The following is a 17,782-nucleotide window of genomic DNA, read 5'->3' as shown; positions in this document are numbered from 1 at the left end:
GGAGAGGGAACTTGACCTTCACCACGCAAGACGGCATCGAGCGCACGCCCGAGCAGATCGAGGCTGCATTCGCCTGCTGCAGGCAGCTTCAGTTCGCCTACGCCATGGCCAACCAGGGCAACGGCGGCTTGGGCCGTGTGCATTGGCAGGACGTGGACGACGCGCTGGGCTGGGCGTCGGACGCGCTCACGGTGGCCGAGTCCGGCCGCATCGCCAGGAACGCCGCGGATGAAAACGGCGACGACTGAAGCGTCCGGCTCAATCCTCGGTTCAGTCGCAGGCCAGCCAGTCGCGGGTCCGCAGCGCGTGACGGGCGCAGCACGCGCTCAGGTCCGCCTCGGCCTGCGGGTCATCCGCGGTCGCGGTCAGCTTGGCTGAAATCCGCCCGGTGTCGGCGAGCGGGCAGCTGCGCACGATCTGGTAGGCCCGGCCGGGGTAGCCCTGCTTCCAGGACTGGAGGGCGCGCAGTGCGTCGAGACGCGCCGGTCTGCGCTGCAGCGAGGGCGCGTTTCGGTCCAGCTCGCAGGTCGATCTGAGGAAATCCACGGCCGTCCTTTGTCGCCCTCGCCGCAGCGAGTGCAGAAGTGGAAGCGGACATGATGCGCCCTCGTTTGCCCGATGAGGCGTGTTTCGAGCGCAGGCGGGCGCGAACGCCCAATCCCGCGCGCTTCGAATCAACCCTGCACGGTGGCCAGTGCCTGGTTGAGGGTCTGGCTGGGTCGCATGATCGCTGCCACCTTCTCGCGGTCCGGGAAGTAGTAGCCGCCGATATCCACCGGCTGGCCCTGCACCGCGTTGAGCTCGCCGACGATCTTCTGCTCGTTCTCGGCCAGCGTCCTGGCCAGCGGGGCGAAGCGTGCGGCCAGTTCGGCGTCCTGCGTCTGCTCCGCCAGGGCCTGCGCCCAGTACAGCGTGAGATAGAACTGGCTGCCGCGGTTGTCCAGCTGGCCTGTCTTGGGCGAGGGGCTCTTGTTGTTGTCCAGGAGCTTGCCGGTGGCCGCGTCCAGGGCCGTGGCGATGATTTTCGCCTTGGCATTGTTGGTCTTGATGCCCGCGTCCTCCAGGCTCACCGCCAGCGCCAGGAATTCACCCAGCGAGTCCCAGCGCAGGTGGTTTTCCTCCACCAGCTGCTGCACGTGCTTGGGGGCGGAGCCGCCCGCGCCCGTCTCGTACATGCCCCCACCGGCCATCAGCGGCACGATGGAGAGCATCTTGGCGCTGGTGCCCAGCTCCATGATGGGGAACAGGTCGGTGAGGTAGTCGCGCAGGATGTTGCCGGTGACGCTGATCGTGTCCTTGCCGCGGATCACGCGCTCCAGCGTGTAGCGCATGGCGCGCGTCTGGCTCATCACCTGGATGTCCAGGCCCGTGGTGTCGTGCTCCTGGAGGTACTTGGCAACCTTCTTGCGCAGCTCCGCCTCGTGCGGGCGGTAGTTGTCCAGCCAGAACACCGCGGGCATGCCGGAATTGCGGGCGCGCGTGACGGCCAGCTTGACCCAGTCGCGGATGGCGGCATCCTTGACCTGGCACATGCGCCAGATGTCGCCCCGCTCCACGTCCTGCGACAGCAGCACCTCGCCGGTGGCCAGGTCCGTGATGTTGGCCACGCCGTCTTCCGGCACCTCGAAGGTCTTGTCGTGCGAGCCGTATTCCTCGGCCTGCTGCGCCATCAGGCCCACGTTGGGCACCGTGCCCATGGTCTTGGGGTCGAAGGCACCGTGCCACTTGCAGAAGTTGATCATCTCCTGGTAGATGCGGGCGAAGGTGGACTCGGGGATCACGGCCTTGACTTCCGCCAGGCGGCCGTCGGCGCCGTACATCTTGCCGCCCTGGCGGATCATGGCCGGCATGGAGGCGTCCACGATGACGTCGTTGGGCGAGTGGAAGTTGGTGATGCCCTTGGCCGAATCGACCATGGCGAGCGCCGGCCTGTTCTCCAGGCAGGCGTGCAGGTCGCGCTTGATCTCGTCCTGCTGGGACTGCGGCAGCGTGGCGATCTTGTCGTAGAGGTTCGCCATGCCGTTGTTCACGTTCACGCCCAGCTCCTCGAAGAGCTTGCTGTGCTTGGCGAAGGCGTCCTTGTAGAAGGTGCGCACGCAGTGGCCGAACACGATGGGGTGCGACACCTTCATCATCGTGGCCTTCACGTGCAGCGAGAACATGACGCCGGAGTCCTTGGCGTCCTGGATCTGCTTTTCGTAGAAGGCGAGCAGCGCCTTCTTGCTCATGAACATCGAGTCGATGATCTCGCCCTCCAGCAGCGAGACCTTGGGCTTGAGCACCAGGGTCTTGCCCGACTTCGTGACCAGCTCCATCTTGACGTCGCGCGCCTTGTCCAGCGTGAGCGACTTCTCGCTGGCGTAGAAGTCGCCGCCGACCATGTGCGACACGTGCGTGCGCGAGGCCGGGCTCCACGGGGCCATGCTGTGCGGGTTCTTGCGGGCGTATTCCTTGACCGCCTTGGGGGCGCGGCGGTCGGAGTTGCCCTCGCGCAGCACGGGGTTCACCGCCGAGCCGAGGACCTTGGCGTAGCGCTGGCGGATGGCCTTGTCCTCGTCGGTCTGCGGGTTCTCCGGGTACTCGGGAACCATGAAGCCCTTGGAACGCAGCTCGCGGATCGCGGCGACCAGCTGGTTCTGCGAGGCGCTGATGTTGGGCAGCTTGATGATGTTCGCATCCGGCTGCAGGGTCTTCCGGCCCAGCTCCGCCAGGGTGTTGGGCACCTTCTGGTCGTCCTTCAGGAATTCGGGGAACTCACCGAGGATGCGGTTGGCCACGGAGATGTCGCTCTCGACCACATCGATGTCCGCCGCCTTCGCGAAAGCGCGGACGATGGGCAGGAAGGAATGCGTCGCCAGGTAGGGCGCTTCGTCGGTGAGCGTATAGACGATCTGGGTGCGGTCGGCAGGCAAGGGAATCTCTCTCAGGGAACAACAATGAGGGATGACGCGGAGCGCGTCGCTTCGCGGGCACGATGTTATGCCATCGGCGGCAGGCTACCGGGGCGCCACCGATTCGGGCGGCGGCTCGGGGCGCCCGGCGGTGGCGCCCTGCTCGCGCTCCTGGAACACCTCCTCCAGCACCGCCACCAGGTCGGACGGCAGCAGCGGCTTGACCAGGTGCCGGTCGAACCCGGCTTCGCGCGTGCGTTCGAGATCCGCCGCCTGGCCCCAGCCGGACAGCGCCACCAGGACGATGCGCTGGTCCTGCGCGCCGGCGCGGATGGCGCGGCAGGCGCCCCAGCCATCCAGGCGCGGCATGCCCAGGTCCAGCACCACCGCGTCGGGCGCCAGGGCCTGCGCCTGCGCGACGCCTTCGACGCCGTCGTAGGCGGTGAAGACCTCGTAGCCCATCACGCGCAGCACCTGCGCCAGCAGGTCGGCGGCGTCGCGGTTGTCGTCCACGACGAGCACGCGGCGCGGCTGCAGCGTCGCCGCGCCGCCCTGCTGGCTCGGCCCTGGCACCGGGGCGGCGGCAGCCAGGGGAAGGCGAACGCTGAACTCGCTGCCCAGGCCCAGCCCGCGGCTGCGGACCTCCACCGTGCCGCCGTGCAACTCGGTCAGGCGCTGCACCAGCGACAGACCGATGCCCAGGCCGCCGCTGGAGCGCTCCGATTCCGCGCCGCCCTGCCAGAACATGTCGAAGACGCGCTGCAGCTGCTCCGGGGCGATGCCCACGCCCTCGTCGCGCACGTGCAGCAGCGCCACCGGCGGCTGCACCTCCAGCCGCACGGCAACGGGCCGGCCTTCGGCGGAGTAGCGCGCGGCATTGGTCAGCAGGTTCAGCAGCACCTGCACCAGCCGCACCTCGTCTCCCAGCACGCGCACGGGCTGCGGCGGCACATCGACACTCAGCGGGTGCCGGCCCGCGCCCAGGGCTTCGGTGGCGTTCTCCACCGCGGCGCGCACCACGTCCTGCAGCGCCAGCGGCGCGAGCCTCAGCTCCAGCTTGCCGCGGCTGATGCGGCTGGCATCCATCAGGTCATCGACCATGCGCGCCAGGTGGCCCGCCTGGCGGCCGATGATCTCGGCGCAACGCAACTGGGTCGGGTTGTCGCCCATGCTGCGCAGCAGCTCGGCGCCGCTTCGGATCGGCGCCAGCGGGTTGCGCAGTTCGTGTGCCAGCGTCGCCAGGAATTCGTCCTTGCGCCGGTCGGCCTCCAGCAGGCGGCGCTCGGCCTCGACCTGCTGCGAGACGTCGCGAAACAGGATGGCCACCTGCAGCTCGTCGCGTTCCCCGATGGGCGAGGCGAACACGTCGAACCAGCGCCCCATGGCGCGCGAGCCGTGCGTGAAGCGGCGCGCCACGCCGGTGAGCGCGACGTCGCCATAGGTCTCGATCCACCAGCGCTCGAGCCCGGGCACCAGTTCCAGCGCGGTGCGCCCCAGCGGCTCGTGCAGGCCCGTCTGCCGCTCGAAGGTCGCGTTGGTCTCGATGAAGCGGTAGTCGGCGGGCTGGCCGTCCACCATGAGCACCTGCACCACGCAGAAGCCCTCGTCGATGGCGCCGAGCAGGCGCACATAGCGCTCCCGCGACTTGCGCAGGGCCTGCTCGGCGACGTAGCGGTCGTGGATGTCGGTCACGGAGCCGGCAAAACCCAGGAACTCGCCGGCCGGCCCCCAGCGCGGATTGCCCGCGTCGATCACCCAGCGCCATTGGCCGTTCCCATGCTTGAGCCGATGCTCCAGGCTGAACGCCTCCCGGCGCGCATTCGCCGCCTGGAACCGCGCGCCGGCCTGGGCGCGGTCATCCGGGTGCACCATCTCCAGCCAGCCGTAGCCGAGCCCGGCCGTCTCGCTCTGTCCGGTGAAGCTGGTCCAGCCCCGCGACAGAAAGCTGCAGAAGCCGTCCGCCTCGGTCACCCACAGCATCGCGGGGGCGGCATCGGCGAAGCCCCGCACGCGCTGCTGGGCCTGCACGCGGTCCGTGATGTCGAGCGTGATGCCGTCGAACTGGCGCGGCTCGCCCTTGTCCCCGCGCAGCACGCGCCCCATGGCATGGATCCACTTCAGGGCGCCGCCCGGCCCGACCGTGCGGTACACCTGGTCGAAGGGCAGGTTCGAGGCGATGGCCTCGTCCACCGCCCGACTCACGCGCTCGCGGTCTTCGGCGTGGAGGCGCTCGTAGAAGAGGTCGATGGTCGGCGTGGCCTCGGGGCGGCAGGTGGAAGTGCGCCTTGGTGTTCTCGTTCCACTCCAGCTGGCCCAGGGGCAGCGGGTTGAGCCACACGCCCACGCCGGATGTGCTGACAGCTGCACGCAGCCTGTCGAGGTAATGCGGGGGAAGGCTCGTCATGCGCGAACGATTCTAAGGAGCAAGGGGACGGCGGGGCGGGAGCCCGCGTCCTTCCCCACCATGCGGCGACGCGCCCCCCCATCTGCAGGCCTCGTCCTGCAAGCACCCGATCCCCCGCGCGCTTACAAGTCGAAGCAGCCGAGCTCCGGCTGCGACGAGAGAACCAAGGGAGACTCATGAGGAAACTGCTCGCCACCCTCCTTCTGCTGGGCTCGGGCCTGGGCGCCGCCCAGGCGCAGCTTCCACCGCTCGCCGGCACCTGCACCAACATCGGCGCGATCACCGTGCCCGGGGCCGAGAAACAGGACGCCATCTGCCTGGCCGACCTGAGCACCCGCTACCTCGTGGCCGTCAACCGGACCGACGCGAGCGACTGGGGCGCCCTGCACTCGCAGCAGACGCGCAACCCCTCCGGCGCCGTCCCCGGCATCCAGATCGACGGCTACTTTCCCGACACGAGCACCAGCAACGGCTACTTCGGCTGGTTCCACGATGCGCAGTTCGTGATCCGGCTGCCCGACCACTGGAACGGCAAGCTCGTGATCACCGGCGCGCCCGGCGTGCGGCGGCAGTATGCCAACGACTACCTGCTGTCCGACTGGTTCGTCGCGCGCGGCTACGCCTACGCCTCGACGGACAAAGGCAACACCGGCACGAACTTCCAGAACGACGGCGTGGCACCCGGCGACGCCATCGCGGAATGGCACCGGCGCGTGACGGAGCTGACCCTGGCCGCCAAGGACGTCGTCCGCCAGCGCTATGGCAGGCCGCCCGCCTACACCTACATGACCGGCCTGTCCAACGGCGGCTACCTGACCCGCTACGCCCTGGAGAACCACCCCGAGCTGTACGACGGCGGCGTGGACTGGGAGGGCGTGCTCTGGCGGCCCGAGGGGCCGAACCTCTTCACCTCCCTGCCCGCGGCGCTGCGCAACTACCTCGCCTACAAGGCCGGGAACGGCGACGCCTACGAGGCCATCATCGCGGCCGGATTCGCGCCCGGCTCGGAGTTCCTCTGGGACCACCACTACGGCGTGTACTGGGACCTGACCCAGCGCACCTACCGCGAAGAGATGGACCCAAGCTACGACGGCGCGCTGAACGCCGGCATCCCCTTCTGCGCCTCCGGCGTGCCCTACTGCGACGCCGACTACGACTACGCGGGCCGGCCGCAGGAAGTGAAGGACGCGGTCGCGAAGATCGCTCTGACCGGCCGCATCGGCAAGCCCATGATCACGCTGCACGGCACGCTGGACGCCTTGCTGCCCATCGCCACCAACTCCGACCCTTACGCGCAGCTGGTGAAGAAGGCCGGGCGCGGCCAGTGGCACCGCTACTACGTGGTGGAAGCCGGCAACCACGTGGACCAGCTCTACGACGTGTTCCCGGGCAGGCTGCGCCCCATCAGCCCCTGCTACCGCGCGGCCTTCATGGCGCTGGAGCAGTGGGTGGAAAGCAAGGGCCAGCGCCAGCCGCCGCCGGACAAGCTGATCCCGCGCTATGGCCCGGACCTCGCCAACGCCTGTCCACTCTGAGCTTTCTGCGAGCACCGACATGACCCAGTTCTCGACCGGCGCCGTCCAGTCCTCCGCCCAGCGTGCGGCGCACGAAGCCGCCCCCTGGGTGCGCGGGCTGGCGCGCGCGGGATTCGCGGCCAAGGGCCTGGTGTACGTCGTCATCGGCGCGCTCGCGCTGCAGGCGGCCCTGGGTCGCGGCGGAGAAACGACCGATTCCGGCGGCGCCCTGCGGACCATCCTGCAACAGCCCTACGGCTGGGTCCTGCTGGCCGTCATCGCCATCGGCCTGGTGGGGTATGCGAGCTGGCGCTTCGTGCAGGCCGCCATGGACCCGCAAGGCGTCGGCCACGACGCCAAGGGGATCGCCAAGCGCGTGGGCTACGCCATCAGCGGCATCATCCATGCGGCCCTGGCGCTGGAAGCCGCCCGCCTGGCCTTCGGCTTCGGGCCCGGTGGCGGCGGCGGCGACACCGGGGCGCAGGACTGGACGGCGATGGTGCTGGCGCAACCCATGGGCCGCTGGATCATCGCCGCCGTGGGCGCGGCCGTCGTGGTGGTCGGCCTCATCCAGCTGGTCCAGGCCTACCGCACCGACCTGCCCGAGCGCCTCGACCTGAGCCGGCTCGGCCCCACCGCGCGCGAGTGGGTCGTCCGCTTCGGGCGCATGGGCATGGCGGCCCGCGGCATCGTCTTCGGCCTCATCGGCATCTTCCTGGTGCGCGCCGCGATGAACTACGACCCCGGCCAGGCCCGCGGCATCGGCGGCGCGCTGCAAAGCCTGCACGAGCAACCCTACGGTCCCTGGCTGCTGGGACTGGTCGCCATCGGCCTGATCGCGTACGGCCTCTTCGAGGGGGTGCAGGCGCGCTACCGGCGGATCGAGGCGGCTTGAGCGGGCGCGGCCGATTTCACTTCACCTCCCGCAGCAGCCGGAACCCCACCAGCACGTAGCGCGTCTGCGCGGTGTTCCAGTTGCGGTACGCGCAGCGCGTGTACAGCGCCCAGCTGTGCCAGGAGCCTCCGCGCCTGACGTGCAGGTGCCCCTGCTGCGGCCCTTTCGGATCGACCTCGCCGCCCTCCCAGGTGTCGGCGTAGTAGTCGGACACCCACTCCCACACGTTGCCGTTCATGTCATGCAGCCCCCAGCCATTGGGTGCGAAGGAGCCGACCGGCGCCGTGAACACGTGCCCGTCGTCGCCCGGCTGGGCAAAGGCCTGCCAGTGCGGCCACAGCCGCGCCGACGAGGCGTCGAACAGGTTGGCGAACCCGCTCAGGCGTGCCGGATCGCTGGTGGCGCCGAATCGATGGCCGGTGCCGCCCAGGCAGGCGTACTCCCACTCGGCCTCGGTGGGCAGGCGGTAGCTCACGCCCTCCTTCCGGCTCAGCCAGCGGGCCATGGCCACGGCATCGTTGAAGGTGACGTTGGTCACCGGGTGCCGCTCGGTCTGCGCGAAGCCGGGGGCACGCCAGGAATAGGCGGGGCTGCGGCCTTCGAAGGCGTCGCCCGACGCGCTGGTCTTCGGGTCGTAGCCTGCCCGCCAGCCGTAGCCGCCGGTGCCGTCGGCGATCGACTCCGGGACATGGCCCGACGATTCCAGGAATCGCCTGAACTGGCCGACGGTGACCTCGTGCCGGGCGAGGTAGAAGCCCGTGCTGAGCGTCACCTTCCTCGGCGGCACCTCGTCGCCGAGTTCCTCGAAGCGCGCGGCGTCATAGGCCGGAAAGGCCCGCTTGAGTTCCTCGATGGACTCGGTGCGCCCCATCGTGAACGAGCCCGGCGGGATGAACGCGAACTCGATGCCGAGGCTGTCGGTCACCGCCGGTGGCGGCACCTGGGCCTGGGCCGTGGAGATCGCGAATGCGCAGAGCAGGAGCGCGCGGTGATGCATCCCAGGAGTATCGGCGCTTGGGCGGTCGCGTCGGAACTCAGACGACCCGCATCTCCCGCAGCTGCGCGATCTCCTGCTCGCTCATTCCCAGCAGGCCATGGAGCACCTCGCCGGTCGAGTCCGAGAGCCGGGGCGGCGCGCGCTCGTACACCGCCGGCGTCGCGGTCAGCCGCAGGGGACTGGCGATCGTGGCCACCTGGCCGCCGCCTGCGCGCGGGACATCGACCCGCAGCTGGCGGTGGCGCACCTGCGCGTCCTGGAACACCTGCTCGTAGTCGTTGATCGGCCCGCAGGGCACCCCCTGCGCTTCGAGTCGCGCGATCCAATCGTCGCGCCGCCGGGTGAGCATGGTGCGGGCCAGCTCCGGAACGAGTTCGCTGCGGCCGGTGATGCGGCCGGTGACCTTGGTCCACCGCGCATCGGCCGCGAGGTCCGGGCGTTCGATGGCCACGCAGTACTGCTGCCACTGGGTGTCGTTGCCCACGGCCACGACGATCTCCCCGTCGGCGACCGCGAAGACCTGGTAGGGCACCAGGCTGGCATGGGCGTTGCCGTAGCGCCGCGGCGCCTGGCCGGTGGCGAAGTACCCGGTGACCTGGTTGCCACCGAGGGCGACGATGCAGTCGAGCAGCGCCATGTCGATGTACTGGCCCTGGCCGGAAACGACCCGCCACTGCAGCGCGGAGAGGATGGCGATGGAGGCGTACATGCCGGTCATCACATCGGCGATGGCGATGCCCGCCTTCTGGGGGCCTCCGCCCGGCAAGTCGTCGCGCTCGCCCGTGATGCTCATGAGGCCCCCCATGGCCTGGAAGACGAAGTCGTAGCCCGGCTTGTGGGCGCTGGGGCCGTCCTGCCCGTAGCCGGTGATGGAGCAGTACACCAGACGCGGATTGATCTGCGACAGCGACGCGTAGTCCAGCCCGTAGCGCTTCAGGTCGCCGATCTTGTAGTTCTCGATCAGCACGTCGCTTGCCGCGGCCAGCCGGCGCGCTATCGCCTGGCCCTCGGGACGGGCGATGTCCAGCGTGATCGACTTCTTGCCGCGATTGGCCGCGGCGAAGTAGGTGGAGTCGGCGCTGCCGCCGTGGCCGTCGCCCTCGGGTATCCAGGGCGGGCCCCAGCCGCGGGTGTCGTCGCCGCTGCCGGGGCGTTCCACCTTGATGACCTCGGCACCCATGTCGGCCAGGTTCTGGCTGCACCACGGACCGGCGAGCACGCGGGACAGGTCGAGCACCCGAAGGTGCGACAGGGCGCCCGGCCCGTTGGGGCGCGCCGATGCGGCGCCCATCGCATCGCCGGCTTCGCTCACTCGACCTTCACCCCGGCTTCCTGGATCACCTTGGCCCACTTGGTGAGCTCGGCGTCCACGAAGCTGGCGAACTGCGCCTGGTCCATGCTGCCCGAGTCGGCGCCGAGTTTCGCGAACTGGCTGCGGATGGCCGGGCTCTGGAGCGCCCGCACCACGTCGGCCGAAATCTTGTCGCGCAGCTGCGGCTGCATGCCGCCGGGCGCGTAGAGGCCGAACCAGGCCGTGGCCTCGAAGCCCTTGAGCCCCGACTCGTCGATCGTCGGCACGTCCGGCAGTGCATCGGAGCGCTTGGCCGAGGTCACGCCGATCGCCCGCAACTTGCCCGCCTGGATGTGTTGAAGCACGCCCGGAATGGAATCGAACATCACGGGAATCTGTCCCCCCAGCAGGTCGTTGAGGGCGGGCGCGGCGCCCTTGTACGGCACGTGCACCATGTTCACGCCCGCCATCGACTTGAACAGTTCGCCCGACAGGTGGTTGGCGCCGCCGGTGCCGGTCGAGCCGAAGCTCACCTTGCCCGGGTTGGCCTTGGTGTAGGCGATGAACTCCTTCGTCGTCTTGGCCGGGAAGGAGGGATGGACCACCAGCACGTTGGGTACCGCCGCGACCAGGGCGAGCGGGGTGAAGTCCTTGCGGGTGTCGTACTTGATGCTCTTGTACAGGGCCGGGTTGATCACGTGGTGCGTGGCCGTGAGCATGAGCGTGGTGCCATCGGGCGGCATGCGCGAGAGCTGCTCCGAGAAGATGGTGCCGCTCGCCCCCGGCCGGTTCTCCACGACCACCGGCTGGCCCCAGCGGCCCTGCAGCTCGGTGGCGAGTTGCCGCGCGAGGATGTCGGTCGTGCCGCCCGGCGGAAACGGCACCACGATCTTCACGGGCTGCGTGGGGAAGGCCTGGGCCTGCGCGACCTGTGGAGCGACCGCGAATACCAGGCCGGACAAGGCGAGCGCGGTGGCGCCGATCCGGAAGCTCCTTGCGAAAATCTGCATGCGTGTCTCCTGTGGTGGGTTGGGGCGCCGGGGCAAGCCGATGCCGCTGGAAAGGACGCGGGCCGCTCAGGCCGCGAAGGGGAACTCGACCATCGCCTCGCCGGTGGCGACGACTTCCTCGCGCTGGTTTCTCACCTCGACGTCCAGCATCACCCAGCGGCCGCCCTCGGTGTCACGGCGGCCGGTGACGACGGCCGTGGGCGTGATGGTGTCGCCGGGCTTGACGGGTTGCTTCCAGCGCGTCTCCAGGCGCCGCTGCATGCCGCCGAGCGGGTAGACCCAGTCGGTGAGCATCTTCGTGATCACGCCGAAGTTGTTCATGCCGTGCATGATGATTCCGTCGAAGCGGGTCTTGCCGAAGCTGCCTTGCATGTACTCGTCGTCCAGGTGCAGCGGGTTGAAGTCGAGCGAGGCTTCGCAGAACGCGCGGATGGACTCGCGCGTCGGCGTGAAGGCTGTTCCGGTGACGCGGTGGCCGGGATCGAATTGGGGGGCGGTGTGGGTCATGGTGTGCGCGGGTGTTCGTGGCTCACATCGGGCGAATGGTCCAGCCGCGGCCTGAGCAGATGACCTGGTCGTGCTGGTTGAAGAACACGTTGTCGTGCACGACGAAGAGGCGGTCCTTGCGGATGAACTTGTCCAGGGCCCTCGCTTCGAGCCGGATGGTGTCGCCGGGTCGGGCGGGCAGGTTGTAGCTCCACGACTGCCCGGCATTCACGGTTCCGGGGCTGCGCATCCAGTCGTCCGCGGGCGTGCAGGCGAACATCAGGAGGATGTGGATGGCCGGCGGCGCGATCAGGCCCTTGTACGGGGAGGCCTTGGCGTAGTCCTCGTCGAAGTACAGCGGGTGCAGGTCGCCGACGACGCGGCAGTACTTCTGGATGGCCTCCAGGGTGAGGGTGTAGGGCAGCGTCTTGCGCGGCTCCCCGGGGACGATCTGCTCCCAGGTCTTGCGCAGGGCGTTGTCCTTCCAGAAGTCTGTTTCGAAGGTGGTCTCGGTCATGGGTGGTGTGGTCGTGGACGGCTGGCGGGCGATGACAGGTCATCCAGGCAGCTTCGGTAGAATGTCCGCCTAGCGGTCATCTTCATCCGCTCTATGAACATTATTGGACGGGCCGTTTTGGACTGTCAACCGAGGGAATTCCATGGCGACACCGGAGAGCGAGAGCTTCGTGCGCACCTTTGCGCGCGGCCTGAAAGTGATCGAGGCACTGGGCCTGGCCACGGGCGGTCAGACGCTGGCGCAGGTCGCCGAAGCCGTGGACCTTCCGCGCACGGCGGTGCGGCGCTTCCTCCTGACGCTGTGCGACATGGGATTCGTTCGCACGGACGGCAAGCGCTACTGGCTCACGCCCCGGGTGCTGCGGCTGGGCCTGTCGTACCTGAACTCCCTGCCCTACTGGCGTGACGCGCAGCCGGCGCTGGAGGAGCTGTGTGCACGCATCCACCAGTCCTGCGCCCTGTCGGTCCTGGACGGGGAGGACCTGGTCTATGTGCAGCGCCAGCACGCCAAGCGCATCCTGCCGATGAGCCCCTCGCTGGGCAGCCGCCTTCCCGCGCACGCCGTCTCCATGGGCCGGGTGCTCCTGGCCGGCCTGACCGACGAAGAGCTCGACGCCTACCTTCGAAACGCCACCTTGACGCGCCTGACCAGTGCGACCTTGACGGACGTGGGGGCGCTGCGGCGCGAGATCCTGCTGGCTCGCCAGCAGGGCCATGCCTGGGTCGACGGCGAACTCGACGAATCGATCTGCGGCCTGGCCGTGCCCGTGCGCGACCGGCACGGCGCAACGATCGCCGGCTTGAACGTCAGCCTTCCCTCGGGCCAGTTCACGCGCGAGGAGGCCATGGCGCAGTTCCTCGGCGAACTGCGCAACACGGCGGCGCGCTTGAGAGCGAACGCCGGCTGAGGCCGGCCTGCGGCAGCGGGCGGGCCGGCGTCGTTCGCGCGCCGACGCGGCGCGCCCGCGCGCGCGGCGTTCAGCCCTCGGCCATGCGCCGCGCCAGGTGCGCCAGCGCCTCTTCCACCTGGTCCACCAGCACCAGGCACAGGTCCCCCGGCTGCAGGCGCGCGAGCGCCGTGTCGACGGCGAGGAACTCGCCGCGGATTTCCTCGACGCGCGTGGCGCGGCTTGCGCCCTGCAGGCCGTCGCGCAGCAGCGCCATCACCTGGCCGTCGGCGCGCCCGCGCTGGGCGGCATCCTGGTACAGCAGCACGTCGTCGAAGGCGGCGCCCAGGATGGCGGTCTGCTCGCGGATGTCCTGGTCGCGGCGGTCACCCGCGGCGCTGATGACCACCGAACGGCGCCTGGCCGGCATGGCCTCCACGGCGCAGACCAGCACGCGCATGGCATCCGGGTTGTGGCCGTAGTCGGCGATGACCGTGGCGCCGCGCCAGTCCATGACGTTGAAGCGGCCGGGCACCGTGTGCGCATCGCTGACGAAGGTCGCGAGGCCACTGCGGATGGCGTCCCAGGCCAGGCCCGCGCCCCAGGCGCCGCCGATGGCGGCCATCACGTTCTCCACCTGGAAGCCGATGGTGCCGTTGCGGGTGATGGGGATGTCGGCCAGGCGGACGTGCCGGCGCCAGTTGCCCTCGCAGGCGACCACGCTGCCGCCCTCCAGCGCCGGATCCACATAGACGACCCGCCCGCCCTGCGCGCGGTGCGCCGTCATGACCGCGTGCTGGCGCTCGGTGGCGAAGTAGATCACCTTGCCCGGGCAGACGGCCGCCATGGCCGCGACCAGCGGGTCGGCGGCGTTGAGCACCGCATAGCCTTCCCGGGGCGTCACGTTCTGCACGATCACGCGCTTGAGGACGGCCAGCTCCTCCACGGTGTGGATGTGGTTCAGCCCCAGGTGGTCGCCGGAGCCGACGTTGGTGACCACCGCCACGCGGCAGTGGTCGAAGCCCAGGCCTTCGCGCAGGATGCCGCCGCGCGCGGTCTCGAACACGGCCGCCTCCACGTCGGGGTGCATCAGCACGCTGCGCGCGCTCTTCGGGCCGCTGCAGTCGCCGGAGTCGATCTGCCGGCCATCGACATAGACCCCGTCGGTGTTGGTCATGCCCACCTTCAGGCCGCTGCCGGCGAAGAGGTGCGCGATGAGGCGCACCGTGGTGGTCTTGCCGTTGACGCCGGTGACCGCGACCACCGGGACGCGCCCGTCGTGCCCAGGTTCGAACATGTGGGCGACGATGGCCTCGCCCACGTTGCGCGGCTTGCCGTAGGAGGGCGACAGGTGCATGCGCAGGCCGGGCGCGGCGTTGACTTCCACGATGCCCCCGCCCTGCTCCTCCAGCGGGGCCAGCACGCTTTCGCAGACCATGTCCACGCCGCAGACGTGCAGGCCCACCATCTGCGCCGCGGCGATGGCGCGCTCGGCCACCTCCGGGTGCACGTCGTCGGTCACGTCGGTGGCCGTGCCGCCGGTGGAGAGGTTCGCGTTGTGGCGCATCGGCACGCGCTGGCCGCGCGCCGGCACGCTGTCGATGCGCAGGCCCTGCTCGGCCAACAAGGCGATGGCGATGTCGTCGATGCGGATCTTGGTCAGCGAGGTGGCGTGCCCGTCGCCGCGGCGCGGGTCGGCATTGACCTTGGCGACCAGCTCGGCCACCGTGCACTCGCCGTCACCCACCACCACGGGCGGCTCGCGCCGCGCCGCGGCCACCAGCTGGTCGCCGACGACCAGCAGGCGGTGGTCGCTGCCGCGCAGGTACTTCTCCACCATCACCTCGCCGATCTCCACCGCGGCCTTGTAGGCCAGGGCCATGCCCTCGCGCGTGTTGACGTTCACGGTGATGCCCTTGCCCTGGTTGCCGTCACGCGGCTTGACCACCACGGGCAGGCCCACTTCCAGCGCCGCGGCCCAGGCGTCGGCCTCGTCGGCCACTGGCCGCCCCGCCGGCACGGGTACGCCCACCGAGCGCAGCAGCCGCTTGGACAGCTCCTTGTCCTGGGCGATGGACTCCGACACGGCGCTGGTCTGGTCCACTTCCGCGGCCCAGATGCGCCGCTGGTGCTTGCCCCAGCCGAACTGCACCAGGCTGCCTTCGGTCAGGCGCTGGAACGGGACGCCCCGGGCGACCGCGGCCTGCACGATGGAGCCCGTGCTGGGGCCCAGGCGCAGGTCCTCGTCGATCTCGCGCAGCCGGGCCAGCGCGCTGTCCACGTCGAAGCCGGCCTGCGGGTCCAGCGTGGCCGCGACCAGCTGCCGGGCGAGCTCGAAGGCGAGGCGGCCGACCGCCTCCTCGCTGTACTCGACGACCACCTGGAAAACGCCCGCGTCCGCCGTGGCCTGTGTGCGGCTGAAGGTCACTGGGCAGCCGGCTTCCTCCTGCAGCGCCAGCGCCGCGGCCTCCAGCACATGCGCCAGCGACATCGGCCCGGGACCGCGCAGCGCGCCGATCGCCGGGAACAGCTTGCGCAGCCGGGACTCGAACTCGGGGCGGTCGGTGACCGCGATGTCGTCTGGGGCGCAGGCCACGATGGCCTCGATGGACGTGTGGCGGCTCCACAGGTTGGGGCCGCGCAGCGCGCGGATGCGGGAGATTTCCATGCTTCTCAGGGGGCGGCGTTGTGGGCGTCGAAGGTCTCGATGCCGGCGATGATCAGGTCGGGGGGAATATCGAGCGCCCAGCCGGCGGCGACCGCGGCCAGGAGGATGTCGTCGGCCATGTCGCCGCGCACGGCGGGTGACAGCGGCGCCAGCCGCGTCTCGGCGCTGCCGGTCGCCAGCACCGGGCGGCCGCCCTGCAGGAAGACCACGCGGCCGCCACGGGCGCCCTTGGCGCGGTGGGCCTGCAACGCGGGCGTGCGGGCGTCGGCCGCATACAGGATGACCTCGCCGTCGCACAGCTCCCCGAGGGCGGCAACGCGCTCGTCGCCGGCGTTCAGCACCCCGACGCCGTCGTCCAGCACCACGTCGATCTGCGTGCGCAGCACCTTGGGCATCTGCTCGGGGGTCTGCACGTCGAACTCGGCGAGCGCCTCGAAACCGTCCATGTCGGTGACCACGCCGACGGTGCAACGGTCGTAGGCCAGGCCGTCGCGCAGCACGCAGCCGGCGTCGTTCTCGAACACCGCGGCCTCCACGTTGCGATTGACCAGCAGGCGATGCGCGAGGTCCCAGCGGCGCGCGTCGCCTGCGGCCAGCCTGCGGCGATCCAGGTAGAGGCCGTCGGCGCAGGCCAGGCCCACGCGCAGGCCGCGCAGCTGCGCGAGCCAGGCGACCAGCCGGGCGATCCGGGTGGTGCCGCGCGTGCCGGCGATGCCGACGATGGGAACGCGGCCCGCGTGGGGGTCCTCGCCGTCCCTGGGAAAGAGCGCCTCGACGATGGCCCGGCCCACGGGGCGCGGCTTGCCCACCGCGGGCTTCAGGTGCATCAGCAGGCCCGGGCCGGCGTTGACTTCGACGATGGCGCCGCCCTGCTCGTGCAGCGGCCGGCCGATGTCCTGCGCCACCAGGTCGATGCCGGCGATGTCCAGGCCGACGATGCGCGCGGCCAGCGCCGCCATGTGTTCCACCTCCGGGTGGACCCGGTCGGTGCAGTCGATGGCCAGGTTGCCGTTGCGCTGGATCAGCACCTTGCGCCCGGCCTCGGGCACGGCCTCGGGCGTGAGGCCCTGGCGGGTCACCTCGCCCAGCATGACGTCGTCCTCCTCGAACACCAGCCGGTTCAGGGGGTGGTCCTCGCTCTCGCCGCGGCGCGGGTCGCTATTGAGCTGCGCGTCCACGAGCTGGCGCACGGTCGAACGCCCGTCCCCCGTGACCCAGGCGGTCTCGCCGCGCGCCGCGGCCACCACCTCGCCGTTCACCACCAGCAGCCGGTGCTCGTCACCGGGGATATAGCGCTCGACCAGAACCTCGCTGCCCTGCTGCTCGGCGACCGGGAAGGCGGCCTCGACCTCCTCCTGCGTGCGCAGGTCCAGCATCACGCCGCGGCCGTGGTTGCCGTCGGTCGGCTTGACGGCCACCGGCAGGCCGATGTCCTGCGCGGCTTCCCAGGCCTCGGCCGGCGTGGCGACCACGCGGCCTTCCGGCACCGGCACGCCGCAGCCGGCGACGAGGCGCTTGGTCAGGTCCTTGTCTCCGGCGATGCCCTGGGCGATGGCGCTGGTCCGGTCGGTCTGCGCCGTCCAGATCCGGCGCTGGCGCGCACCGTAGCCCAGCTGCACCAGGTTGCCCTCGTTCAGGCGGATGTGCGGGATCTGCCGGTCTGTCGCGGCCGCGACAATCGCCGCCGTGCTGGGCCCCAGGTAGCAGCGGTCCACCTGTTCCGTGATGTCGGCGACGGCGCCGGCCAGGTCGAAGGGCTCGTCGTTGATGGCCGCCATCAGCAGCCGGTGGCCGTGCGCCAGCGCCCGGCGCGCCACCTGCTCGTCGCGGGCGCGGAACACCATGCGATAGACGCCCCGCTGGGAGGTGCTGCGGGTCTGGCCGAAGGCGGTGGGCATGCCGGCCAGGTTCAGCAGTTCGATGACCACGTGTTCCAGCACGTGGCCGGCCCAGGTGCCTTCCTCCAGGCGCTGCAGGAAGCCGCCACGCTCGCCGACGCCGCAGTGGTGCTCGACCAGGGCCGGCAGCCATTGCGTCAGGCGTTCGTTGCAGCCGGGCAGCCGGTTCGACGGCCAGTCTTCCAGTTCTCCAAGGTCCAGCCAGGTCTCGAGCACCGGGCGGTAGGTCCACAGGTTGGGCCCGCGCAGGTAGTTCACGCGGAGCAGTCGGATGTCGTTTTTCTTGCTCATGGGCACATGCCGGCTTGGGCGAAAATCTGCGTCT

General features: G+C 70.2%; 14 protein-coding genes. 4 read left to right on the top strand and 10 right to left on the bottom strand.

The window, feature by feature from the left end:
* Window positions 1-11: 11 nt before the first annotated feature.
* A complete protein-coding gene (locus tag EZ242_RS01705) occupies window positions 12-248 on the top strand; it encodes a hypothetical protein (RefSeq protein ID WP_135283373.1) in 237 nt (78 codons plus the stop codon).
* 22 nt (window positions 249-270) lie between these two features.
* Here EZ242_RS01705 and EZ242_RS01700 read toward each other — a convergent pair whose 3' ends face one another.
* The 3 genes from EZ242_RS01700 to EZ242_RS01690 form a co-directional block, all read right to left on the bottom strand.
* The gene (locus EZ242_RS01700) at window positions 271-546 is read right to left on the bottom strand and encodes a hypothetical protein (protein ID WP_135283372.1); all 276 of its coding nucleotides are present in this window, start codon (window positions 544-546) and stop codon (window positions 271-273) included.
* Between the two features lie 128 nt (window positions 547-674).
* Window positions 675-2,912, bottom strand: coding sequence for an NADP-dependent isocitrate dehydrogenase (locus EZ242_RS01695; RefSeq protein WP_135283371.1), 2,238 nt, complete (start codon window positions 2,910-2,912; stop codon window positions 675-677).
* Window positions 2,913-2,996: 84 nt separating this feature from the next.
* A complete protein-coding gene (locus tag EZ242_RS01690; RefSeq protein WP_167784605.1) occupies window positions 2,997-5,258 on the bottom strand; it encodes a hybrid sensor histidine kinase/response regulator in 2,262 nt (753 codons plus the stop codon).
* Window positions 5,259-5,471: 213 nt separating this feature from the next.
* Here EZ242_RS01690 and EZ242_RS01685 point away from each other — a divergent pair, with 213 nt between their 5' ends.
* Both EZ242_RS01685 and EZ242_RS01680 read left to right on the top strand, forming a co-directional pair.
* Entirely contained in the window at window positions 5,472-6,830 is a 1,359-nt protein-coding gene (locus EZ242_RS01685) for a tannase/feruloyl esterase family alpha/beta hydrolase (protein WP_135283369.1), read from the top strand.
* Between the two features lie 19 nt (window positions 6,831-6,849).
* A complete protein-coding gene (locus EZ242_RS01680; RefSeq protein WP_135283368.1) occupies window positions 6,850-7,704 on the top strand; it encodes a DUF1206 domain-containing protein in 855 nt (284 codons plus the stop codon).
* Window positions 7,705-7,720: 16 nt separating this feature from the next.
* Here EZ242_RS01680 and EZ242_RS01675 read toward each other — a convergent pair whose 3' ends face one another.
* From EZ242_RS01675 to EZ242_RS01655, 5 genes are all read right to left on the bottom strand, one after another.
* Entirely contained in the window at window positions 7,721-8,701 is a 981-nt protein-coding gene (locus tag EZ242_RS01675) for a formylglycine-generating enzyme family protein (RefSeq protein ID WP_135283367.1), read from the bottom strand.
* A 37-nt stretch (window positions 8,702-8,738) separates the two neighbouring features.
* The gene (locus EZ242_RS01670; protein ID WP_135283958.1) at window positions 8,739-9,992 is read right to left on the bottom strand and encodes a CaiB/BaiF CoA transferase family protein; all 1,254 of its coding nucleotides are present in this window, start codon (window positions 9,990-9,992) and stop codon (window positions 8,739-8,741) included.
* Between the two features lie 17 nt (window positions 9,993-10,009).
* Window positions 10,010-11,002 (bottom strand): Bug family tripartite tricarboxylate transporter substrate binding protein, encoded by a 993-nt coding sequence (locus tag EZ242_RS01665; protein ID WP_135283366.1) that lies wholly within the window; start codon window positions 11,000-11,002, stop codon window positions 10,010-10,012.
* A 66-nt stretch (window positions 11,003-11,068) separates the two neighbouring features.
* Window positions 11,069-11,509, bottom strand: coding sequence for a MaoC family dehydratase (locus tag EZ242_RS01660; protein WP_135283365.1), 441 nt, complete (start codon window positions 11,507-11,509; stop codon window positions 11,069-11,071).
* A 22-nt stretch (window positions 11,510-11,531) separates the two neighbouring features.
* The gene (locus EZ242_RS01655; RefSeq protein WP_135283364.1) at window positions 11,532-12,005 is read right to left on the bottom strand and encodes a MaoC family dehydratase; all 474 of its coding nucleotides are present in this window, start codon (window positions 12,003-12,005) and stop codon (window positions 11,532-11,534) included.
* 142 nt (window positions 12,006-12,147) lie between these two features.
* Between EZ242_RS01655 and EZ242_RS01650 the strand changes: the two genes are divergently transcribed.
* Window positions 12,148-12,912: an IclR family transcriptional regulator domain-containing protein gene (locus EZ242_RS01650; RefSeq protein WP_135283363.1), complete on the top strand. Its 765-nt coding sequence runs from the start codon at window positions 12,148-12,150 to the stop codon at window positions 12,910-12,912.
* Window positions 12,913-12,982: 70 nt separating this feature from the next.
* Here the strand turns inward: EZ242_RS01650 and cphA are convergent, their stop codons facing one another.
* Entirely contained in the window at window positions 12,983-15,559 is a 2,577-nt protein-coding gene (gene cphA / locus EZ242_RS01645; protein WP_135283362.1) for a cyanophycin synthetase, read from the bottom strand.
* 5 nt (window positions 15,560-15,564) lie between these two features.
* On the bottom strand, window positions 15,565-17,748 hold the full coding sequence (locus tag EZ242_RS01640; RefSeq protein ID WP_135283361.1) for a cyanophycin synthetase: 2,184 nt from the start codon (window positions 17,746-17,748) through the stop codon (window positions 15,565-15,567).
* Window positions 17,749-17,782 lie beyond the last annotated feature (34 nt).

Origin of the sequence: Ramlibacter rhizophilus (genome assembly GCF_004681965.1) — a bacterium.
Classification (GTDB): Bacteria; Pseudomonadota; Gammaproteobacteria; order Burkholderiales; family Burkholderiaceae_C; genus Ramlibacter; species Ramlibacter rhizophilus.
The sequence above is the reverse complement of the archived record's forward strand: the minus strand, read 5'-3'. Positions and strand labels throughout refer to the sequence as shown.